At 72.8% G+C, this 24,768-nt stretch carries 4 protein-coding genes; 2 read left to right on the top strand and 2 right to left on the bottom strand.

Annotated features, from left to right (window positions below):
• Window positions 1-518: 518 nt before the first annotated feature.
• Both MID12_RS02470 and MID12_RS02475 read left to right on the top strand, forming a co-directional pair.
• Window positions 519-3,344, top strand: coding sequence for a helix-turn-helix transcriptional regulator (locus MID12_RS02470; RefSeq protein ID WP_263164584.1), 2,826 nt, complete (start codon window positions 519-521; stop codon window positions 3,342-3,344).
• A gap of 613 nt (window positions 3,345-3,957) precedes the next feature.
• On the top strand, window positions 3,958-4,533 hold the full coding sequence (locus MID12_RS02475; RefSeq protein ID WP_040256081.1) for a helix-turn-helix transcriptional regulator: 576 nt from the start codon (window positions 3,958-3,960) through the stop codon (window positions 4,531-4,533).
• A 273-nt stretch (window positions 4,534-4,806) separates the two neighbouring features.
• Here the strand turns inward: MID12_RS02475 and MID12_RS02480 are convergent, their stop codons facing one another.
• Both MID12_RS02480 and MID12_RS02485 read right to left on the bottom strand, forming a co-directional pair.
• Window positions 4,807-14,346, bottom strand: coding sequence for a type I polyketide synthase (locus MID12_RS02480; RefSeq protein ID WP_263164586.1), 9,540 nt, complete (start codon window positions 14,344-14,346; stop codon window positions 4,807-4,809).
• A 103-nt stretch (window positions 14,347-14,449) separates the two neighbouring features.
• Window positions 14,450-24,526: a type I polyketide synthase gene (locus MID12_RS02485; RefSeq protein ID WP_411576894.1), complete on the bottom strand. Its 10,077-nt coding sequence runs from the start codon at window positions 24,524-24,526 to the stop codon at window positions 14,450-14,452.
• Between the last annotated feature and the right edge of the window lie 242 nt (window positions 24,527-24,768).

Genomic DNA, 24,768 nt, shown 5'->3' on the forward strand with positions numbered 1-24,768 from the left:
GAGCGCGCGGCCGCGGGCTTCGACGGACCGCCTCCGCCAGTTCATCGCTTTGTCACCTGAGAGTGAAAGAGTCGTAGCTGATCGTTTTCGGCAGATCCTCTTGTGGGTGTGGTCTCCGCTGTGGTCTGCTCAGTCATTCTCGCGGAATTGAACAACTCTCAGGACTCTGTCTGCATGAGCGACTCCACGGGCCACCGACACCACCGGCCCTGGCCCGTGTGCAGGTGTACCTGCGCGCGGTGCCTCCCGTTGGCGCGGGCCCGCAGGGCACGCCGAAAGCTCCCGTGCGTCCATCGCAGGCTGCCGGTTCGACCACCCCCCGATCCGGCGGTGGCGACTCGCCGCCCGGCTGTCTGACCTGCCCCGCGCACAGCGGTCCTCGGTGACCCGTCCCTCCCCGTCCGCGGAAGGGCGGCTCCGTCGTACCCGCCGCGCCGCGGGTGCACCACTGCGATCACGGATCCCGCACCCCACCGACCCCGAACGGTGGACGGACCGTGCGACGAGGGAGGGGCACCATGCTGCTACTGGAGCGCGACGACCTGAGAGACGAGGCCGCCGCGACACTGCGCCGCGCCGCCGCGGGAGAGGGCTCGCTGCTCGTGGTACAGGGCGCGCTGGGCGTCGGCAAGTCGACGTTCCTCGAAGCCCTCTCCGAGCTGGGCCGCGAGGAGGACACCCTGCTCCTGAGGGCGCAGGCCGCCGCGGCCGAGGAGAGCTTCGGTCTCGGTGTCGTACGGCAGCTCGTGGAGCCCGTCCTCGCCGCCGCCTCCACCGAACAGGCCAGGTCCTGGCTGCGGGCCGCGGCCGAGGGCGCACCACCCGAGGTGCGCGCCATCGCGGAGTCGGGCCTGGAGGCCCCCTGGTCGGCGCTGACCGTGCAGGGGGCGCCGCGCTGGCTGGCGGCCCTGGTCGACGCGATGGCCGACGGCCGCACCGTACTGGTCATCATCGACGACCTGCACTGGTGCGACGCCGAATCCCTGAAGGTGCTCATCCACACCCTGGCCTGCCGCGGCGGCATGCGCATCGTCTTCGCCGTCTCGGTACTGACCGGCGATGTACGGGGCAACCGCTGTTACGTGCATGATGTGCTCGCCCTCGCCGACCGGACCTGTGTGCTGCGCCCCCTCGGCGGCGACAGCATCCGGCGGCTGGTCGAGGAGTCGTGCGGCGCACCGGCCGAACCGGAGTACGTCGAGGCCTTCCGCGTCCGCACCGGCGGCAACCCGCTGCTGCTCGGGGCGCTGGTGGACGAGGCGCAGTTCCGCGGGCTGCGCCCGACCGCCGCCCAGGCGCCGATGGTGAGCCTGCTCCGGCCGGAGAGCGTGCGCCAGCGGCTGGCCGGCTTCCTGCGGTCCCAGCCCGACCATCTGCGGCGCGCCGCGCACGCCCTCACCGTGCTCGGCCCCGACAGCGATCCGGAGCTGCTCGCCGACCTCGCGGAGCTCGACAGCGCCCAGTGCGCCGAGGCCCTGCGGGTGCTGCGGCTGGCCGGGCTGGTGGCGGAGGACGGGTGGACCCTGTCCACCGGGTCGCTGCTGCGGGACCTCCTCGAGGAGAGCATGCCCGCCGAGGAGCGCACCGCGATGCGCAGCGTGGCAGCCGAACTGCTGCACCGCAGCGGCCACTCCGCCGAACTCGCCGCGAACCACCTGATGTCCACCCTCACCCTGCCCGGCGACAAGGCGGTGGACATCCTGCGGACGGCCGCGCGCAGCGCGCTGCACCGCGCCTCCACCCGCGACGCGGCCCGCTATCTGCGGCGGGCGCTGCTCGAAACCTCGCTCACCGGACCGGACCGGGCCGGCCTGCTCATCGAACTGGCCGGCGCGGAGCGCAGCTTCGCCACCGCGGCCTCCCTGCGCCATGTCGTCGAAGCGGTGCCGCTCCTCGACTCGGTCCGCGAACGGGCCGCCGCGGTCGTACGCCTCGGGCCGCTCCTGATGGACCCCTCGGCCTTCCGGGTCGACGCCATGATGCGCGAGGTGGCCGAGGAGCTGGCGGCTTCCGGGACGAAGGGGCCCGAGGAACGCGAACTCGCCCTGCGGCTCCAGGCACGCGAGCACGTCCTCAGCGCCCAGGATCCCGCGCACATCGCCGAGGCGGTGCGCCGGTTCGAACAGCTCGGGCCGCACCCGAGCATGGACACACCCGGCGAGCGGGAGCTGCTGACCGCGCTGATGCACATCGTCTTCGTGGCCAACGCCGTACCGGCGGCACGGCTGTCGGCGCTCTGCGCCCGGCTGCTCGAACAGGAGCCGCCCTCCTTCGAGCATGTGCACAGCACCCTGCCCCTGGTGGTCAACATCCTCGCCGCCTCGGGCCAGACCGAGGGGGCGGCGAGCTGGCTGCGCGAATCGCACCGGCTGGCGCAGCACCGCGGCGGCGACGTGGAGCAGGCCATCATCCGCGCGGAGCAGGCCCTGGTGGCCTTCGCGGACGGCCAGCCCGTCTACGCCCGGCGCAAGGCCCTGCAGGCGGACGCCCTCACCGGTCCGGAGACCAGCGGCCTGCCCACCATGCTGGTCGCGGTGCTCGCCATCGTCGCGCTGAACACCGCCGATCCCGCGCTCGCCGAGAGCATCCTGGTCCAGTACCGGCGCAGCGCGGGCAACGAGCACCTCAGCGCGCTGCTGCACGTGGCGCGCGGCACGAGCGCGGTGCGGCGGGGTGAACTGCGCCCCGCGCTCGACCACTTCCGCACGGCCGGGCTGCACATGGAGCGGATCGGCTGGCGCAACCCGGTGGCCCTGCCCTGGCCGTCCTGCGTCGCCCTCGTCCACCACCGGCTCGGTGAGCACGAGCAGGCGAAGGCCGCCGCGCGCCAGGAGGTCGAGCAGGCCCGGGCCTGGGGGGCGCCGACCGCGCTCGGCCGGGCCCTGCTGGCCCTCGGCCGGGTGAGCGAGGAGCGCGAGGGCTCGGCGATCCTGGAGGAGGCCGTCGCAGTCCTGGAGCAGGGGACCAACGGATACGAACTCTGCCGGGCTCTGTACGCCTTGGGCAGTCACGCCGAAACGGAACCGGCACGGCGCGCCAACGCACTCAAACGGGCACAGGAACTCGCGCTCGAATGCCAGGCCGACTGGATGCTGACCAGAATTCAATCCCTTCAGTCCGAGGCACCGCCCGCCGCCGTGCGGAAGAAGTCGAGATTGACGCCCTCGGAACGCAAGGTGGCAGGTCTCGCGGCCACGGGACAGAGCAACCCGGAGATTTCCGGCGAGCTCGGAATATCTTCGCGCATGGTCGAGAAGCACCTGTCGAACACCTACCGGAAACTCGACATACCGGGCCGCCCCAGCCTGGCCGCCGCTCTCGCCGAATTGGACGAGGAAGCCTGACAACCCGATCCGCCATTCCCGTGCGGACGCATGCGCACCCGACGGGCAGCAGTCGGGCATCGAAATTGGGGAAACGGGCATCGAGCGACTAGGGTCATCATGCACTGCGCAAGCGTCTATGGTGGCATTGCACAGGGCAACTGAACGCCAAACCTCCAGGCGGCGAACGCTCGACGAGCTGCGTAACGTACCGGAAACACTGCACGGTACGCTCGCCAATATGGCGATTTGACCCTCGGGAAACCGCTTGCACCGCCCGGTTCGGCACCGAACCACCGAACCCCCGAACCACAATGTTTTGGCGGTACGCAAAACCTTGCTTGACCGACCTGCTCGGCATTCCTAGGCTCAATCACAGTTGATTTCGGAGCGGCTGGCGGCATATCGCCGCGCACTCCTTATCGCTATACCACTCTGCCTTGTGTCCTCCCGGCGATATCTGTATCCCCCATGCTTATACACAGAAAGTCGGTACCCCGTAGTGACCACACAGATGATCAGCGATCACCACACCGGCGAGTCGGCGGCGAAACGCCGGGCGGCCGCCTCACGAAGGCAGTCCGCGGAAACCCGGCCGCATCCCGTGGCCCCTCGGCGCGCATACACCGCGCACATGGACCCGGCTATGCACATCCTCGCCGCGGAGCCGGATTTCGCCCGCCAGTTCGGCCGCACCTCGGCCGAGACCTGCGGACGCAGCCTCTACGATCTGCTGCACCCGAGTTCCCCGACCGTCCTGGGCCGGCACTTCAGCCGTCTCTCGGAGGGGCGCTGCAACCGGTTCGCCGAGCGCGTCGTCGGTCTGGGCGGCGCCGGGCGGGCCTTCTCCGGCGAACTGACCGGCATAGCGGTGCAGAACACCTCCGGCAACCTGGTGGGCATCGTTGTCCAGGTGCGCCCCGACGAGGCGGCCGCCCCGGCCGCCGAGGACGCGGCCGTCAAGCCCAAGGAGAAGCTCCTGAGCAGCCTGGACGCCCAGGTCCTGGAGGGCGTGGCCAGCGGCGCCTCGACCGTGCAGCTCGCGGCGCGGCTCTATCTGAGCCGGCAGGGCGTGGAGTACCACGTCGGGCTGATGCTGCGGAAGCTCCGCGCGCCCAACCGGGCCGCGCTGGTGGCCCGCGCCCACTCGATGGGGATGCTGACGGTCGGTCAGTGGCCGCCGCGGGTGCTCCCCGAGTTCATCAAGTAGCAGCACCGCGCCCTCTCCCGGGCGCACGGGCCCCGGCCCCCCCTGATCACGGCAGCGGTCGCGCCTCCTTCCCCCGAGGGTGCGACCGCTGCCGTCGCATGTCCGGGGCCGGGCCTGCCGTCGCATGTCCGGGGCCCGGGTCCGGTCCGCTCTCACGGATCGGCCCCGGGCCCGGACATCGGCGTTGGGTACGGCGGTGGTGGGGACCGGCCCCCGGAGGCGACCGATCCCCACCACTGCCGTACGGCCCCTGCTACTGGTCGAGTTCCCGTGTCACTGGTCGAGTTCCCGGCTGATGAAGTCGAAGAGCTCCTCGTCGCTGGCCCCGTCCAGACGGTCGCTGAGCGAGACGCTCCCGGCGCCGTCCGCCTCTTCGGCCTCCGCGCCCTCGACCTGGGCCAGCATGGCCCGCAGACGGCTGCCCAGCAGCTCCCGGGCGTCCCGGTCGGGCTCGGCCGACAGGATCCCGGAGACGCTGGTCTCCAGCTCCGCGAGCATCGTGGCCACGGTCCGGCTCTCGCCCGCGAGTGCGGCGTCGAGATGGCGGGCCAGGTCGGCCGCGCTGGGATGGTCGAAGACGACCGTGGCCGACAGGCGCAGGCCGGTGTCCCTGGTGAGGGTGTTGCGCAGTTCCACCGCGGTGAGGGAGTCGAAGCCCAGGTCGCGGAAGGACCGCCCGGGGTCGACACCCGCGGCGTCCCCGTGGCCGAGCGCGAGCGCGGCGGCCTGCCGCACATGCTCGCGCAGCGCCGACCTGCGCTCCTCACGCGGCAGCGCCAGGACCCTGGCGACGAGCGGCGGCGTCGTACCGGCCGGCCCGGCGGCCCGGTCCTGTTGGGCCAAGACCGCTTCCGCCTGCGGGAGTTGGGCGAGCAGGGGGCTGGGGCGGCGGCTGGTGAACGCCGGCACGAACCGCTCCCACTCCACATCCGCGACCACCACCACACCCTCCCCCGCACCCAACGCACGCTCCAGACCCACCAGAGCACGCCCCGGATCCATCAACCGCAACCCACGACGCTCCAACTCCCCCGCACCCTCACCCGACACCATCCCCCCACCGGCCCACGGCCCCCACGCCACCGACGTCCCCACCAGACCACCAGCACGGCGGCGCTCGACCACACCCTCCGCACAGGCATTCGCCGCCGCATACGCCCCCTGCCCCCCACTCCCCCACACACCCGCAATCGACGAGAACACCACAAAGGCATCCCAATCCCGCCCCCGCGACAACTCGTCCAGCAACACCGCACCCACCGCCTTCGCCCGCAGGGCCGTGTTCAGGTCCTCGGAGTTGACGACGTCGAGGGGCGCCACGTCGAGGACGCCCGCGGCGTGCACGACGCCGTCGACGGGGTGGGCGTCGAGCAGGGCGGTCACCGAGTCCCGGTCCGCGATGTCGCAGGCGAGGATCTCGACCCGCTTCGCGCCGCCGTCCCGCAGTTCCTCGGCGAGGGCGGTGGCGCCGGGAGCCTCGGGACCGCTGCGGCTGGTCAGTACCAGGTCGGTGGTGCCGTGCTCCAGGAGCCAGCGGGCGACACGGGCGCCGAGTGCCCCCGTACCGCCGGTCACCAGGACCCGGGACGGGGCGGTCCAGTCGGTGGTGGCCGCCGGAACGGGCGCGGGCAGCAGCCGCCGGGCGTACGTCCCCTCGGCGCGCACCGCCACCTGGTCCTCCTCGCCCGCGGCCAACACCGCGGCGGCACGCTCCAGTTCGGCGGCGCCCGGGTCGCGGGGCAGGTCGAGCAGACCGCCCCAGCGTTCCGGGTGCTCCAGGGCGGCCACCCGGCCCAGACCCCAGACCGCCGCCGCCCACGGATCCTCGGGGACCGGCTCCGGACCGAACCCGGCCCGGGTGGCGAGCCACAGTGGGACCGTCGGCGCGGCGTCCCCCAAGGCCTGCACCAGCGCGAGCGCGAGCGCGACCCCGTCGTGCGCTGCGCCGGAGAGGCAGGAGAGGACGCCCTGCGGCTGGTCGCCGCCCACCGCGTCCTTGAGGATCCCGGCCAGTCCGTCGCGCTCGCGGGCCGCGCAGTCGATCCGCTCCAGCCCCGGGAGGAACTCCTCCAGGCCCGCGAGCGGTGCGGTACCGGGCTCCTGGAGCAGGAGCCAGCGCCCGTCCCGCGCGGCACCGGCGTCCGGGGACACCGGCAGCCACTCGGTCCGGTAGCGCCACTGGTCGGTGGCCGAGCGCTCCGCGTACTGCTGCCGCAGCGTCGTCAGCGCGGGGAGCACGGATCCGAGGGCGTCCTCGGAGACACCGAGCGTCGCGGCCAGTTCACCCGCGTCCTCGTTCCCGACGATCTCCCAGAAGGCACGGTCGCCCTCGCTCCCTCCCGCACCCCGCGCCCGGACCGGCGTCTGCGGCCAGTAGCGGGTGCGCTGGAAGGCGTACGACGGCAGATCCACCGGCGCCCCGGCCACCGCCATCGGTTTGCAGACAGCGGCCCAGTCGACCGCGGCACCGGCCACATACAGCCGCGCGAGCCCCTCCAGCAGGGCCGGGGCCTCCGCGACCTCCTTCCGTGCGACCGGCGCGCAGACGTACTCCTCGGCGACTCCCTCGACCGCTACGTCACCGGTCTCAGCCGAGGCCTCGGAGAGCGCGGCAAGGGTGTGGGTGGCGAGGGCGGTGAGGGTGCCGTCGGGCCCGATCTCCAGGAAGCGGGTGACTCCCGCGCCTGCCAGGGTCTCGATGCCGTCGGCGAAGCGGACGGCTTCGCGGACGTGACGGACCCAGTAGGCGGGGTTCGTCCACTCATCCGCGTCCGCTGTGGCGCCGGTCAGGGTGGAAACGGCGGGGAGTTGCGGGGGCTCGTAGGTCAGGCTTTCGGCGAGGGTGCGGAACTCCTCCAACATCGGGTCCATCAACGGTGAGTGGAAGGCGTGGCTGACCTTCAGCCGGTTGGTGCGGTGACCCTGCTCCTTCAACTCGGTTGCGAGGGCTTCGACTTCGGCCTCGGCGCCGGAGAGGACCACGGCTCGGGGGCCGTTGACCGCCGCGATACCGATGGTTGGGCGGTCGTCCAGCAGAGGCAGGACCTCCGCCTCGGAGGCCTCTACCGCCCACATGGCTCCGCCTGCGGGCAGTTGCTGCATCAGACGGCCACGCGCTGCTACCAGGGCGCAGGCGTCCTCCAGGGAGAACACACCCGCGATGTGCGCGGCGGCGATCTCTCCGACCGAGTGACCGGCCACGAAGTCCGGGCGTACGCCGAACGATTCGAGCAGACGGAACAGGGCCACCTCGAAGGCGAAGAGAGCGGGCTGCGTCCAGCCCGTCTCGTTCAGCCGGTCCGCGTCCTCACCGAAGACGACGTCTCGCAGCTCTTCACCGAGCTGCGTGCAGATCGCGTCGAACGCCTCCGCAAACACCGGGAACGCTTCGTACAACTCCCGGCCCATACCTGGCCGTTGGGCGCCCTGGCCCGCGAACAGGAACGCCAGTCGGCCTTCACCCACCGTGCCGAGCGTCACCCGCGACGACGTCTCGCCCCGCGCCAACGCCCCCAGACCGGCGAGCAGTTCCTCCCTGTCCTTGCCCCGGATCACGGCACGGTCCTCGAACGCCGAACGCGTCAACGCCAACGCACGACCCACACCCCGCACATCCACACCAGGCTGGTCCTCGACCCAGGCAGCCAGACGCTCCGCCTGCGCACTCAACGCACCACGACCACGCCCCGACACCACCCACGCCACCGGAACACCAGCAACATCGATGCCTGCGCCGGTGTCGGTGTCGGTGTCGGTGTCGGTCTGCGCCAACGACCTTTCATCCGCCGGGAGTTCGCCCTCACCGGACAGGTCCTCAGGCGCCTGCTCCAAGATCACATGTGCGTTCGTCCCGCTCAGCCCGAACGACGACACACCCGCCCTACGTGGACGGCCGTCCACCTCCGGCCAGTCGCTCGACTCCTGCAACACCCGCACCGCACCCGCAGACCAATCCACCCGCGACGACGGCACCCCCACATGCAGCGAAGCGGGCAACACCCCACGCCCCAAGGCCTCCACCATCTTGATCACACCCGCCACACCCGCAGCAGCCTGCGTATGACCAAGATTCGACTTCACCGACCCCAACCACAACGGACTCTCCATCGGCCGGTCCTGCCCGTACGTGGCCAGCAGCGCCTGCGCCTCGATCGGATCACCCAACGCCGTGCCCGTACCGTGCGCCTCCACCGCATCCACCCCGGAAGCAGGCACACCCGCATCGGCGAGAGCGGCACGGATCACCCGCTGCTGCGAGGGACCATTCGGCGCGGTCAGACCGTTGGACGCACCGTCCTGGTTCACTGCGGACCCACGTACTACCGCCAGAACCCGATGCCCCTTCGCACGGGCCACCGACAGGCGCTCCACCACCACAACACCGACGCCTTCACCCCATCCTGTGCCGTCCGCACCCTCACCGAACGCCTTGCACCGGCCATCCACCGCCAGACCACCCTGGCGGGAGAACTCCACAAACGCACCCGGGGTCGACATCACCGTCGCCCCACCCGCAAGCGCCAGATCACACTCCCCCGAGCGCACCGAACGCACCGCCAGATGCAAGGCCACCAACGACGACGAGCACGCCGTGTCCACCGTCACCGCAGGACCCTCAAGCCCCAGCACGTACGACACACGACCCGACACCACACTGGCCGCGCTGCCCGTACCCACGTAGCCCCCGAAGTCCCCCTCGGAGACTCCGAGCAGCACCGGATAGTCCTGGCCGTTGGTGCCCGCGAAAACGCCCGTCCGGCTCCCCCGCAGCGACCGCGGATCCATCCCCGAGCGCTCCACCGCCTCCCACGACGCCTCCAACAGCAACCGCTGCTGCGGATCCATCGCCAACGCCTCACGCGGAGACACCCCGAAGAACTCCGCATCAAAACCACCGACATCGCTCAGGAAGCCACCCTGACGCGTATAGGTACGGCCCTCACCTTCCGCACCCGCATATCGGTCGTACATCTCGTCCAGCGAGTCCCAGCCGCGGTCGGTGGGGAAGTCGGTGATCCCGTCCCGCTCCTGGACCAGCAACTCCCACAACGACTCCGGGGAATCCACCCCACCCGGGAAACGGCACGCCATACCGACAATCGCCACCGGCTCATCACCGACAGCACCCGCCACGGGCACCACAGCAGCACCAGCCGCCTCCGCGACCGCACCCCCGCACACCTCATCCCGCAAGAACCCCGCCAACGCCAACGGCGTCGGATAATCAAAAACCACCGTCGCCGGCAACGACACCCCACACACCGACGCCAGCACATTGCGCAACTCCACCGCGATCAACGAATCCACACCCAGATCACGGAAAGAACGCTCCGCACCCACCTCCCCCGCACCCGCAAACCCCAACACCCCAGCAGCACGCGACCGCACCAACTCCAACACCTCACGCAACTGCCCCTCCACCGACAACCCCGCAAGACGCCCACGAAGACCGGTCGGGTCCGGGGCGGCCCCCTGGTCGGTCGCCGGTTCCGTGGAGCCGGTGGGCGGGGCCAGTGCAGCGAGGAGTGCGCTGGGGCGGACGGCGGTGAAGGCCGGGACGAAACGGTCCCAGTCGACCTCGGCGACGAAGTGGTGGGTGCGCCCGTGGTCCAGTACCGCGCCGAGGGCCGACAGCGCCGTCTCCGGGTCCAGCGCGGTCACCGCGCCTTGGCCGCGGCGGCGGTCCCCCGCCTCGGCGGCCATGCCGCCACCGGCCCAGGGGCCCCAAGCGATCGACGTGCCCGGCAGACCCTCCGCCCGACGCCGCTCGGCCAGCGCGTCCAGCGTCGCGTTGGCGGCGGCGTACGCGCTCTGGCCGGGGCTGCCCAGCGTGCCGGCCAGTGAGGAGAACAGGACGAAGGCGGAGAGGTCCTGCGCGCGCGTCAACTCGTCGAGAAGAAGGGCGGCTTCGGCCTTCGGCGCCCTGACCCGGGCCAGACGTTCCGCACCGGTGCTGAGCAGCGTGCCGTCGTCCAGCACACCTGCCGTGTGGAAGACCGCGTCGACAGGGTGCTCCGCCAGAAGTCCGGCCAGATCCTCGCGTACGGAGACGTCGACGGCGGCGAAGGTGACCTGCGCGCCCGACTCCGTCAGCTCCTCCCGCAGCGCGCTCGCGCCGGGCGCCTCGGCTCCCCGTCGGCTCACCAGCAGGAGATCGCGGGCACCGCGTTCCACGGCCCAGCGCGCGAGGTGCCCGGCGAGTGCCCCGCTGCCGCCGGTGATGAGCACCGTGCCTCGCGGCTCCCAGCGTTCGGCGACGGCCGGGAGCGGAGAGGCCGCCACCAGGCGACGGCCGAAGAGGCCGTTCGCCCGGACGGCGAGTTGGTCCTCGCCCGGGGTCGGGCGGGTCACGGCCTTGACGATCCGCGAGGCGGCAAGCGCGTCGACCGAGGCGGGCAGGTCGATCAGGCCGCCCCAGAGGTCGGGGTGCTCCAGCGCGGCCACCCGGCCGAGTCCCCAAGCAGCGCTCTGGGCAAGGGAGTCGGGGCTCTCCGCGGGGCTCACGGCGACCGCGCCCCGGGTGAGCGTCCACAGGCGCCCGCAGGAACCGGCCTCGTTCGCGGCCGATACGAGGGCGACCGTGGTCGCGGCGGGGTCGGCCGCGGGGTCCAGCGCGAGCAGCGAGAGGATCCCGTCCAGCGGTCCGTGCTCCTCGCGAACGGTCCGGAGCGCCGGAGCGAGCCGCTCGTGCTCGTCCGGAGCGGTCTCGATCACCTGGGCGGAGAGCCCCCGCGCACGCAGGGCGGCGACGAGGCGCTCCACCAGGTCCGCGGCCTCGCCCTCCGTGCCGCCGCCGGGGGCGAGCACGGCCCACTGCCCGGACCGCGTCCCGGCCGGTGCCGCCTCCCCGTCGCCGGTCAGTACCTGCCAGGAGACCTCATGGCACAGGGAGTTGAGCCGTACGCGGTCGCGCTGCTGCCGGTACCAAGCGGAGAGCGCGGGGAGCACCGGCTCCAGCGTCCCGGGGGTGATCCGGAGGTCCGCGGCGAGGTGGTCGAGGTCCTCCTGCTCGACCGCCGCCCAGAAGGAAGCGTCGACCACCGCCGAGGCGTGCACGGGTCCCGCCGAGGTGCCCGAGGCGGGCTCGTCGGGAGAGAGCCAGTAGCGCCGACGCTGGAAGGGGTACGTCGGCAGGTCGAGATCCGAGGTGTCCTGCCGGTCGCCCAGCAGTGCGGCCCAGTCCAGCTCACCGCCGTCGGAGTGCACCCCGGCGAGCGCCCGGAACAAGGACTCGGCCTCGGGGCGCTCCTTCCGCTGAGTGGAGGCGAGAAGGTGACCGCCGTCCCCGGAGAGGCTGTGGGCGGCGAGTGCGGTGAGGGTGCCGTCCGGCCCGATCTCCAGGAAACGGGTCACTCCCGCCCCCGCCAGCGCCTCCACCCCGTCACCGAAACGCACGGCCTCGCGGACATGACGCACCCAGTACGCCGGGTCCCCCCACTCGTCCGCGTCCGCCACCGCACCGGTCAGGGTAGACACCACAGCGAGCCGCGAAGGCCCATACGTCACGCCCTCGGCAACCGCACGGAACTCCTCCACCATCGGTTCCATCAACGGCGAATGGAAAGCGTGGCTGACCTTCAGCCGGTTGACGCGGTGACCCCGCTCCCGCAACTCACCAGCCAGCACCTCGACTTCGGCCTCAGCACCCGAAAGCACCACCGCACGCGGCCCGTTGACCGCCGCGACACCCACCTCCGGACGGCCCTCGAGCAGCGGCAGCACCTCCGCCTCCGAGGCCTCCACCGCCCACATCGCACCACCCGAAGGCAGTTGCTGCATCAGACGACCGCGCGCCGACACCAGCGCACACGCATCCTCCAGGGAGAACACCCCCGCCACATGCGCGGCAGCGATCTCCCCGACCGAGTGACCCGCCACGAACTCCGGCCGCACACCGAACGATTCGACCAGACGGAACAACGCCACCTCGAACGCGAACAACGCGGGCTGCGTCCACCCGGTCTCGTTCAACCGGTCGGCATCCCCACCGAAGACGACATCCCGCAGGCCCTCACCGACCAGCGCGCACACCACGTCGAAAGCCTCCGCGAACACCGGGAAGGCCTCGTACAACTCCCGTCCCATGCCGAGCCGTTGGGAGCCCTGACCCGCGAACAGGAAAGCGGTGCGTCCCTCGCCGCGGTCCTGGCCGCGGACGAGTTCCGGGGTCTTCTCGGCCGTGCCGTCGGCCAGTCCCCGAAGAATGCGGGCGAAGTCGGCGGTGGGTTCGGCCACGACGACGGCGCGGTGTGTGAAGGGGGTGCGGGTCGTCGCGAGGGCCTGGCCGAGGCGGTGGGGGTCGAGGCCGGGGTGCCGGTCCACGAAGGAGGCCAGGGCGCGGGCCTGGTCGCGCAGGGCTTCCTCCGTACGGCCCGAGAGGGGCCAGGTCACCAGGGGCGGGACCGCGCGCGCGGTCGCGGTCCCGTCGGCGGCCTCCGGCTCCTGCGGGGTGCGGGCGGGCTCGTACTGCTGGAGGAGGACATGGGCGTTCGTACCGCTGACGCCGAAGGCGGAGACTCCGGCCGTGCGGGGGCGCTCCGCCTCGGGCCAGTCCTGCCGCTCGGTGAGCAGGCGTACCTGACCCGAGCTCCAGTCGACGTGCGAGGTCGCCTCGTCGACATGGAGGGTGGCGGGCAGCACGCCGTGGCGCAGGGCCTCCACCATCTTGATCACACCGGCGGCGCCCGCGGCGGCCTGGGTGTGGCCGATGTTCGACTTGACCGAGCCGAGCCAGAGGGGCCGCCCGGCCTCGCGTTCGCGCCCGTAGGCGGACAGGAGGGCCTGGGCCTCGATCGGGTCGCCGAGGGTGGTGCCGGTGCCGTGCGCCTCGACCACGTCCACGTCCTGCGGCCGGAGCCCGGCGTTCTCCAGGGCCGCGCGGATCACCCGCTGCTGGGCGGGGCCGTTGGGCGCGGTGAGCCCGTTGGAGGCGCCGTCCTGGTTGACCGCGGAGCCGCGGACCACGGCGAGGACCCGGTGGCCGTTGCGCTCCGCGTCGGAGAGCCGTTCCACCAGCAGGATGCCCGCTCCCTCGCCCCAGCCGGTGCCGTCCGCGGCTTCGGCGAAGGCCTTGCAGCGGCCGTCGCCCGCCAGGCCGCCCTGCCGGTCGAACTCGGCGAACACCTCCGGCGTCGCCATGACCGTGACCCCGCCCGCGAGCGCGAGGTCGCACTCGCCCGAGCGCAGCGACTGCACGGCCAGGTGCAGCGCCACCAGCGAGGAGGAGCAGGCCGTGTCGACCGTGACGGCGGGGCCCTCGCACCCGAGGACGTAGGAGACGCGTCCCGAGACGACGCTGGCCGCGTTGCCGGTGAGCAGGTGGCCGTCGGCGCCGTCGGGCAGCCTGCCGCCCGCGGCACCGTAGTTCTGGTTGCTGCACCCGACGAAGACGCCCGTACGGCTGCCCTGGACCGAGGCCGGGTCGATGCCGCCGCGTTCCAGGGCCTCCCAGGAGGTCTCCAGGACGAGGCGCTGCTGGGGGTCCATCGACAGGGCCTCGCGCGGCGACACCCCGAAGAAACCGGCGTCGAAGTCGGCGGCGGTGCTGACGAAACCGCCGTGGCCGACGGCCGCGTCCGCGAGGTCCCAGCCGCGGTCGGCCGGGAACGGCGTCATCGCGTCCACACCGTCCAGGACGAGGCGCCACAGGTCCTCGGGGGCCGCGACCTCGCCCGGGTAGCGGCATGCCATTCCGACGATCGCCACGGGCTCGGTCGCCGCCCGCTCCAGTTCCTCGTTGCGCCTGCGCAGACGCTTGTTCTCCAGCAGTGACGTACGCAGCGCCGAGACGACGCGCTCCTCGGAGGTGGACATGCTCAGCTCCACTGGTTGGTGGGTCCGTACGAGCGGACGGGATGCCGGAAGAGGGGTATGGGGGTGCCGGGCGGGGCGGCGGGCGCGCCGGGTGTCGTGCCGGTCAGGGCGCGCCATCGCCCATGGCGAGTTCGACGAGGTCGTCGATCTCCATCGCGTGGATGGCCTCGTCGTCCTCGGGCGCGGAGTCCTGCCTCGGGCCGGGCGCACCCTGGGGGGTGGCGGCCTGGCCCGTACCGCCCGGCTCGCCCTCCTCGGCCAGGGAGAGCACGGCGGCGAGCAGCCCGCTGTCCTTCCACCGGGAGAAGGGGATGCGGTCGAGCTTCTGCCGCAATTGCTCCTCGTGGGCGGCCTCGGGCTCCGGGAACAGCTCCGTGTGCAGCAGCTCGGCCAGGTGCCGAGGCGTCGGATGGTCGAAGACCAGGGTGGAGGGCAGCCGCAGGCCGGTCTCGGCGTTGAGCAGGTTGCGCAGTTCGACCGCGGTCAGGGAGTCGAAACCGACCTCCTGGAAGGAGCGGTCGTTGTCCACCGGCCGGTCGCTCGAACGGTGCAGTACGCGGGCGGCGAGCTCCCGTACCAACTCGCGCAGCGCGCGCCGCCGTTCGGACTCGGGCTTGCCCGCGAGCCGGGCCAGCAGCCGGGCCGCCGCGTCGACGGTGGAGGCCTCCGGGGCCCCGGTGTCCTCGGCGGCCGGTGCGAAGCCGGTCAGCAGGGGGCTGGTGCGGCGGCTGGTGAACGCCGGTACGAACCGCTCCCACTCCACATCCGCGACCACCACCACACCCTCCCCCGCACCCAACGCACGCTCCAGACCCACCAGAGCACGCCCCGGATCCATCAACCGCAAGCCACGACGCTCCAACTCCCCCGCACCCTCACCCGAGACCATCCCCCCACCGGCCCACGGCCCCCACGCCACCGACGTCCCCACCAGACCACCAGCACGACGCCGCTCCACCACACCCTCCGCACACGCATTCGCCGCCGCATACGCCCCCTGCCCCCCACTCCCCCACACACCCGCAATCGACGAGAACACCACAAAGGCATCCCAATCACGCCCCCGCGACAACTCGTCCAGCAACACCGCACCCACCGCCTTCGCCCGCCACACCTCGGTGAGGTGGGCCTCGTCGGCGTCGTCCAGGCGGGTGGCGTCGGGCAGTCCCGCCGCGTGGAAGACCGCATCGACGGGGTGGGCGTCGAGCAGGGCGGTCAGCTGGGCGCGATCGGCCACGTCACAGGCCTCGATGCTCACCTCCGCCCCCAAGTGCGCCAGTTCCGCGCGGAGTTCGGCGGCGCCGGGAGCCTCGGGCCCCCGTCGTCCGGTCAGTACGAGGTGGTGCGTGCCGCGCTCGGCCAGCCAGCGGGCGACGTGGGCGCCGAGGGCACCGGTGCCTCCCGTGACCAGTACGCGCCCCGGGGGGACCCAGGCGGGTCCGGTGGCCTCGGGCAGCGGCGCGGCTTCCAGGCGCCGGGCGAGTATCTCGGCGCCGCGCAGGGCGAGTTGGTCCTCGGTTCCCGAGGTGACGGCGGCGGCCAGACCCCGTAGAAGCCCCGCGTCGAGGGTGGCGGGCAGATCGACCAGGCCTCCCCAGCGTTCGGGGTGCTCCAGGGCGGCCACCCGGCCGAGTCCCCAGATCGCCGCCTGCTCGGGATCGGGCCCCTCCTGCGAGGGCGCGCCCGCGGCGACGGCGTTCCGGGTGAGCCACCAGGACGGGGCGGTCACCTGTGCGTCGCCCAGCGCCTGCATCAGCCGCAGCGCTCCGGCCACGGTGTCCGGGAGCACCAGGACACCGGTCGGCTGCCCGTCCCCGGTGGCCCGTGCGAGCGCCTCGGCCAGACCGGCGCGGTCGGTGTCGGCGCCCACCGCGAGCGGCGTCACCTCCGGGACGGCGTCGGCGAGGGCCCGCGCCAGGGCGCCGCCGTGCTCGGTGTGCAGCAGCAGCCAGCGCCCCTCGAAGCGGCCGGCCGGAAGCCGCACGGGCTCCCAGGCGATCCGGTGGCGCCAGGCATCGGCCTCCGCCCGTGCCGACCGGTCCCTGTGCCAGGCGGACAGCGCCGGAACGACCTCCTTGACCAGCCCCTCGTCCAGGCCGAGCACCTGCGCGAGATCCTGCGCGGCCTCCCGTTCGACCAGCTCCCAGAAGGGCGAGTCCTGGGTGTCCCGCGCCGGGGAGACACGCGCGGCCTTCGGCCAGAAGCGCTCCCGCTGGAAGGCGTACGTCGGCAGTACGGGCAGCCCTGCCGCGGCGGACTGGCCCAGCAGGGCCGTCCAGTCCACGTCGACTCCCCGGACATACGCCTCGGAAACCGACCCGAGCAGACTCTCCACCTCACCCAGGTCCTTGCGCTGGGCGGGGGCGAGGAGCCAACTCCCCTCCCCCGGCAGGTTGGTGGCGGCGAGGGCGGTGAGGGTGCTGTCGGGTCCGATCTCCAGGAAGCGGGTGACTCCGGCCTGCGCCAGGGCTTCGATGCCGTCGGCGAAACGGACGGCTTCGCGGACGTGACGGACCCAGTAGGCGGGGTTCGTCCACTCGTCCGCCTGTGCTGCGGCGCCGGTCAGGGTCGAGACGACGGGGAGTTGCGGGGTCTCGTAGGTCAGGCTCTCGGCGAGGGTGCGGAACTCCTCCAGCATCGGGTCCATCAACGGTGAGTGGAAGGCGTGGCTGACCTTCAGCCGGTTGGTGCGGTGGCCCGCCTCCTTCAACTCGGTTGCGAGCGCTTCGACTTCGGCCTCGGCGCCGGAGAGGACCACGGCTCGGGGGCCGTTGACCGCCGCGATACCGATGGTTGGGCGGTCGTCCAGCAGAGGCAGGACTTCCGCCTCGGAGGCTTCTATCGCCCACATGGCTCCGCCTGCGGGCAGTTGCTGCATCAGACGGCCACGTGCTGCTACCAGGGTGCACGCGTCTTCCAGGGAGAAGACGCCTGCGATGTGCGCGGCGGCGATCTCTCCGACCGAGTGACCGGCCACGAAGTCCGGGCGTACGCCGAACGATTCGAGCAGACGGAACAGGGCCACCTCGAAGGCGAACAGGGCGGGCTGGGCATGCTCCGTACGCCGCAGAACCTCCGGGTCCTCGCCCTCGAAGACCACGTCCTTCAACCCGGGGATGTGGGTGCAGATCGCGTCGAACGCCTCCGCGAACACCGGGAAGACTTCGTACAACTCCCGTCCCATGCCTGGGCGTTGGGCGCCCTGGCCCGCGAACAGGAACGCCAACCGGCCTTCACCCACCGTGCCGAGCGTCACCCGCGGCGAGGTCTCACCTCGCGCCAACGCCCCCAGACCGGCAAGCAGTTCCTCACGGTCAAAGCCCCGCACCACGGCACGGTCCTCGAACGCCGAACGCGTCAACGCCAACGCACGACCCACACCCCGCACATCCACAGCGGGCTGATCCTCGACCCAGGCAGCCAGACGCTCCGCCTGCGCACTCAACGCACCGCGACCACGCCCCGACACCACCCACGCCACCGGAACACCAGCAACATCGATGCCTGCGCCGGTGTCGGTGTCGGTGTCGGTCTGCGCCAACGACCCTTCATCCGCCGGGAGTTCAGCCTCACCGGACAGGTCCTCAGGCGCCTGCTCCAAGATCACATGTGCGTTCGTCCCGCTCAACCCGAACGACGACACACCCGCCCTACGCGGACGACCCCCCACCTCGGGCCACCCGCACGACTCCTCCAACACCCGCACCGCACCCGCAGACCAATCCACCCGCGACGACGGTGCCCCCACATGCAACGAGGCGGGCAACACCCCACGCCCCAAGGCCTCCACCATCTTGATCACACCCGCCACACCCGCAGCAGCCTGCGTATGACCAAGATTCGACTTCACCGACCCCAACCACAACGGGCTCCCCATCGGCCGGTCCTGCCCGTACGTGGCCAGCAGCGCCTGCGCCTCGATCGGATCACCCAACGCCGTGCCCGTCCCGTGCGCCTCCACCACATCCACACCATCGGCAGACACACCCGCATCCGCCAGAGCCGCACGAATCACCCGCTGCTGCGAAGGACCATTAGGCGCCGTCAAACCATTCGACGCACCGTCCTGATTGACCGCGGACCCACGCACTACCGCCAGAACCCGATGCCCCTTCGCACGGGCCACCGACAAGCGCTCCACCACCACAACACCGACACCCTCACCCCACCCCGTACCATCCGCACCCTCACCGAACGCCTTGCACCGGCCATCCACCGCCAGACCGCCCTGACGGGAGAACTCCACGAAGGCGGCGGGGCTGGACATCACGGTGGCTCCGGCGACGAGGGCCGTCGTGCACTCGTCGGCGAGCAGGGAACGGGCCGCCCAGTGCAGGGCGACGAGGGAGGAGGAGCAGGCCGTGTCGACGGTGACCGCCGGGCCTTCGAGGCCGAGCGAGTAGGCGATGCGGCCGGAGAAGACGCTGGCCGCGTTGCCGGTTCCGAGGTAGCCGTCGGTGTCCTCGTCGGAGGCGGCGAGGACCTGGGGGTAGTCCTGGCCGTTGGTCCCCGCGAAGACCCCCGTACGGCTTCCCCTGAGCGACCGGGGGTCGAGGCCCGAGCGTTCGAGCGCCTCCCAGGAGGTCTCCAGGAGCAGCCGCTGCTGCGGGTCCATCGCCAGGGCCTCACGCGGGGAGACGCCGAAGAACTCCGCGTCGAAACCGCCGACATCGCGCAGGAAGGCACCGCGCCGCGTGAGAGTGGTGCCGGGGGCGGCGGGGCCCGCGCCCTGGTGGACCGGGACGTTCCAGCCCCGGTCGCCCGGGAAGTCGCCGACGGCGTCGCGCTCCGACACGAGCAGGTCCCACAGGTCCTCGGTGCTCTCGACACCGCCGGGGAAGCGGCAGGCCATGCCGATGATGGCGAGCGGCTCCTCGCCGAGGGTGGCGCCCGCCGCGGACGGCGCGTCCGGGGCGGCGGCACCCTCGGTGGACCCCGGCGAGAGGAGTGCGGCGAGGTGGGCGGCGACGGCGGCCGGGGTCGGGTAGTCGAAGACCAGGCTCGCGGGCAGGTCGAGGCCGGTCGAGGCGCTCAGCGCGTTGCGCAGTTCCAGCGAGGTGAGCGAGTCGAGGCCCAGTTCGCTGAAGGGGCCGTCCAGGGCGATCGCGGTGCCGGAGCCGTGGCCGAGCACCGCGGCGAGAGTGGCGCGCACCAGGTCGGCCGGCTCGGCAGGGCTCAGGGAACGCCGCGCGGAGGCGGCGGTTGCCGTGCTTCCGGGGCGGGCGGCGGCCTTGGGCAGGGTGTTGCGGGGCGCGAAGGGGAGCAGGAGCGGGTGGATCCCCTCGGGCTCGCGGGCGAGCGCGGCCCGGTCCAGGCGCAGCGGGAGCGGAGTGCCCCCGGTGTGGTGCAGGGCCCGGTCGAAGAGGTCGAGGGCCTCGTCCGTGGGCAGGGCGCCGATGCCGCCCCGTGCGGCACGGCCGCGTACGGCCGACTCCTGGCTGCGGGTCATCCCGCTCTCCTGCTCCCACAGGCCCCAGGCGATGCTGAGCGCGGGGAGCCCCTCGGACCGCAGCCGGGCGGCGTAGGCGTCGAGGAAGGCGTTGGCGGCACCGTAGTTGCCCTGCCCCGGGCCGCCGAAGGTGGCGGCGGCCGAGGAGTAGAGGACGAAGGCGGTCAGGTCCAGGTCCCGGGTGAGCTCGCGCAGGACGAGGGCGGCGTCGGCCTTGGGGCGCAGTACGGCGTCCAGGCGGGCCGGGGTGAGCGAGGTGAGGACACCGTCGTCGAGGATCCCGGCGGCGTGGACCACGGCGCCCAGCGGGTGGGCCGCCGGGAGGGTGCCGAGGGCGGCCTCGACGGCCCCGCGGTCCGCGGCGTCGCAGGCGAGGACGCTGAGTTCGGCGCCGGAGCCGGTGAGTTCGGCGAGCAGCTCGGCCGCTTCGGGGGCCGCGGGACCGCGCCGGGTGAGCAGCAGCAGGTGGCGTACGCCGTGCCGGTGGACGAGGTGGCGGACGGTGGCCGCGCCCACGGTGCCGGTTCCGCCGGTGACCAGAACGGTCCGCTCCGGGTCGAAGGAGACGACCGGCTCCTCGCGGACTTCCTCGGCGGGGGCCAGGGCGGGGGCGAGGAAGGCACCGTCGCGCTGGAGCAGGTCCTCGTGCGGGTACCGCGCGGCCCGGGCGAGTTCGGCCTCGGTGAGGTCCCGGTCGCTGTCGAGGAGGAGGAAGCGGCCCGGGTTCTCGGCCTGGGCGGACTTGACCAGGCCCCGTACCGCGGCGGCCGGGAGGTCGGTGACGTCCTCCCGCGGGGTGGCGGCGACGGCGCCCCGGGTCAGCAGGAGCAGGCGGGACCGCGCGGCCCGCGGGTCGGTGAGCCAGTGCCGGAGGAGTTCGAGGGCTTCGGCGAGGCAGCGGTGCACGGCTGCCGCCGGGTCGCCCTCCTCCTGGGCGGGCCAGGGCAGGACGACGAGTCCGGCGTACGGGGCGTCCCCGGCGGTGAGCAGGTCCGCGCGGTCGGCCGCGAGCGCCACGGAGTCCGGTGCCGGGAGGGTGGCCGGTCCGGCCGCCGACCAGGTCAGTGCGTACAGTTCGCCGCCGCGTTCCGGGGCGGCGCCGGGCAGGACCACGGGCTCGGCGGGCGGTACGGCCACGGCGGTCGCCGTGAGCACCGGCGCCCCCTCGGTGTCGGTGAGCCGCAGCCGCGCCCCGGCTCCGGGGCGGGGGCTCCACCGGACCCGTACGTCGCGGGCGGCGCTCGCGTGCAGGCCGAGGCCGGACCACTCGGCGCGCCGGGCGACCGGCTCGCCGAGGGCGGTGAGGGCCAGCAGGGCGCCGTCCAGGAGGGCGGGGTGCAGGGCGTGCCGGTCCACCTCGGGGAGGCGTTCCTCCGGTACGGAGACTTCGGCGAGCACCTCGTCGCCGAGCCGCCAGGCAGCGGTGAGCGCGGCGCGGGTGAGGGGGGCCTCCGCCGGGTCGCCGAGGGCGGCGAACAGCTCCTCGGTCGGCAGCGGAACGGCTCCGGGCGGCGGCCAGGTTCCGGCCTCGGGCTCCTCGTCCGGGCCGGCGGCGTCCTCGGGGCGGGCGGAGAGGAGACCCTGGCCGCAGCGGTGCCAGGGCTTGGGCTCCTCCCCCTTTGGGGCGGCGACGCGCGCGTGCAGGGTGAAGCGCCACCGGCCCTCGGTCTCCGCGGCCTCGGTGACGGTCTGGATCTCGACCTCGCCCTCGGCGGGGAGCGAGACCGCGTCGACCCGCAGCTCGGTGAGGTGGTGCGCGCCGAGCGACCGGCCCGTGTGCAGGGCGAGTTCGGTGACGACGGCCACGGGCAGTGCTCCGGCACCGCCCGTGGCCAGTTCGGCGAGCCAGGCGTGCGTACGGCGGGACAGCTGCCCGGAGGCCACCACGGCGCCGGATTCGGCGAGCGAGGTGCTGACCGGGAGCAGCGGGTGGCCGCCGCCGCGGCCCGGGTTCCGGGCCGGCTCGGGCTCCAGCCAGTAGCGGGTGCGCTGGAAGGCGTAGGTGGGCAGGGCGACGAGCGGGTGGTCGCCGGGGAGCAGTACGTCCCAGTCGACGGCCGTGCCCGTGGTGTGCAGCGCGGCGAGCGCCGCGAGCACTCCCTCGGTCTCGGGGCGGTCCTTGCGCTGGGCGGGAACGAGCACCGCATCGGCCTTCTCGGCAAGGGAGTCGGCGGCGAGTGCGGTGAGGGTGGCGTCCGGCCCGATCTCCAGGAACCGGGTCACCCCGGCGGCGGCCAGTGCCTTCACCCCGTCGCCGAAACGCACGGCCTCGCGCACATGGCGCACCCAGTACGCCGGGTCCGTCCACTCGTCGGCGTCGGCGGGACCACCGGTCAGGGTGGAGACCACCGCGAGTCGCGGCGAGGCGTACGTCAAGCCCTCGGCGAGGGTGCGGAACTCCTCCACCATCGGTTCCATCAACGGCGAATGGAAGGCATGGCTGACCTTCAGCCGACTGACGCGGTGGCCCTGCTCCTTCAACTGCGTTGCCAGCACTTCGACTTCGGCCTCGGCGCCCGAAAGCACCACCGCACGCGGCCCGTTGACCGCCGCAACACCCACCTCCGGACGGCCCTCAAGAAGCGGCAGCACCTCTTCCTCAGAAGCCTCCACCGCCCACATCGCACCACCCGAAGGCAGCTGCTGCATCAGACGACCGCGTGCCGCCACCAGAGCACACGCATCCTCCAGCGAGAACACCCCCGCCACATGCGCGGCAGCGATCTCCCCGACCGAGTGACCGGCCACGAACTCCGGCCGCACACCGAACGATTCGACCAGACGGAACAACGCCACCTCGAACGCGAACAACGCGGGCTGAGCATGCTCCGTACGCCGCAGAACCTCCGGATCCCCGCCCTCGAACACGACCTCCTTCAACCCGGGAATCCGCGCGCAGATCGCGTCGAAAGCCTCCGCGAACACCGGGAACGCCTCGTACAACTCCCGTCCCATGCCCGGCCGTTGGGAGCCCTGACCCGCGAACAGGAAGGCCTTCTTCTGTCGGCGGCTCGCTGTTCCGAGGGTGAGGTGGGCGGAGGGCTCCCCGGCGGCCAGGGCGCGGAGGCCTTCCTTGAGTGCCTCGGTCGTGTCGCCGAGGACGACGGCGCGGTGGGTGAAGAGCGAGCGGTGCGCGGCCAGGGTGTGTGCCGTGGCGAGGGGGTCCGCGGTCTCCTCGTCCTCCTCGTCGAGGCGGGCGAGCAGGGTGGCCGCCTGTGCGCGGAGGGCCTCGTCGCTGCGGGCGGACAGTGTCCAGGGCAGGAGCCCGGGGCGGGCCGGGGCCCGGGGTTCGGGCTCCTGTTCCGTCTCGTCCCGCGGGGCGGGCGGGGCCTCCTCCAGGACGAGGTGGGCGTTGGTGCCGGAGACGCCGAAGGCCGAGACGGCGGCGCGCCGCGGGGCCTCACCGGCGGGCCAGTCGACGGCCTCGGTGAGCAGCCGTACCTCGCCCTCGGTCCAGTCCACCTCGGTGGTGGGGGCGTCGACGTGCAGGGTTCGGGGCAGTCGGCCGTGGCGCAGGGCCTGCACCATCTTGATCACGCCGCCGACCCCGGCGGCGGCCTGGGTGTGGCCGATGTTCGACTTCAGGGAGCCCAGCCACAGGGGGCGGCCCGCGGGCCGGTCCTGCCCGTAGGTGGCGAGCAGCGCCTGCGCCTCGATGGGGTCGCCGAGGGTGGTGCCGGTGCCGTGCGCCTCGACCGCGTCCACCTCGGCCGGGGTGAGGCCGGACGCGGCGAGGGCCGCGCGGATGACGCGTTCCTGCGCGGGGCCGTTGGGGGCGGTGAGGCCGCTGCTGGCCCCGTCCTGGTTGACGGCGGAGCCGCGGAGCACGGCGAGGACGGGGTGGCCGTGGCGGCGGGCGTCGGAGAGGCGTTCGAGCAGGAGCATGCCGACGCCTTCGCCCCAGCCGGTTCCGTCGGTCGCGTCGGCGAAGGACTTGCAGCGGCCGTCGGGGGAGAGCCCGCGCTGGCGGCTGAACTCCAGGAAGGTGACGGGCGTCGACATCACCGCCACGCCTCCGGCGAGCGCGAGGTCGCACTCGCCGCCGCGCAGCGCCTGGGCGGCGAGGTGCAGGGAGACCAGCGAGGAGGAGCAGGCGGTGTCGACGGTGACCGCGGGCCCCTCGAAGCCGAAGGTGTACGAGATGCGGCCGGAGGCGATGCTGGCGGCGCTGCCGTTGCCGAGGTAGCCCTCGAAGCCCGCGGGCATCTCGGCGAAGCGGGTGCCGTAGTCGTTGTACATGACGCCGGCGAAGACACCCGTGGCGCTGCCCCGCAGGTCGGCCGGGCGCAGTCCGCCCCGCTCCAGGGCCTCCCAGACGACTTCGAGGAGCAGGCGCTGCTGCGGGTCGGTGGCGAGGGCCTCGCGGGGGGACATGCCGAAGAAGGAGGCGTCGAAGTCGGCGGCGTCGTGCAGGAATCCGCCCTCGCGGGTGTAGCAGGTGCCGGGGTGGGCGGGGTCGGGGTCGTAGAGGGCGTCGAGGTCCCAGCCGCGGTTCTCGGGGAAGCCGGTGATGCCGTCGGCGGCCGAGTCGACCAGGTGCCACAGGTCTTCGGGGCTGCGGACGCCGCCGGGGTAGCGGCAGCTCATGGAGACCACGGCGATGGGTTCGGTCGCCCTGCCCTCGACCTGGCGCAACCGGGCCCGGGTGCGCTGGAGGTCGGAGGAGACGCGGGTCAGGAAGTCGCGAAGCCTGTCCTCGCTCACGGATCGATTCCCTTCGACAGTGGGCACGGCGTCTCGCCGACGGGCACGGGGCACCGGCCTGCGGTCTCCCCTCGCGGTGTCGCGGGCGGAGCGCGGCAGTTCGTCCTCTCGGGGGCGCAGTCCGCGGATCGCCCCGGGCGGGGCAGCTCCCCGTGGCCGATTATGGTGACGCTCCGTCGTTCCCGAGGGGGCGCGAGAGGGGCTCTAAGAGAACTCCTAGCGTTGCCCACCTGTGGTGACGCCGGGTGTGCGGTACGGCGGGCGGGCCG

Source organism: Streptomyces sp. SCSIO ZS0520 (genome assembly GCF_025643355.1).
Classification (GTDB): domain Bacteria; phylum Actinomycetota; class Actinomycetes; order Streptomycetales; family Streptomycetaceae; genus Streptomyces; species Streptomyces physcomitrii.

Excerpts from the sequence above, each read along its gene's own strand:
- MID12_RS02470 (WP_263164584.1), top strand. The coding sequence starts at position 519 with ATGCTGCTACTGGAGCGCGACGACCTGAGAGACGAGGCCGCCGCGACA.
- MID12_RS02475 (WP_040256081.1), top strand. The coding sequence starts at position 3,958 with ATGGACCCGGCTATGCACATCCTCGCCGCGGAGCCGGATTTCGCCCGC.
- MID12_RS02480 (WP_263164586.1), bottom strand. The coding sequence starts at position 14,346 with ATGTCCACCTCCGAGGAGCGCGTCGTCTCGGCGCTGCGTACGTCACTG.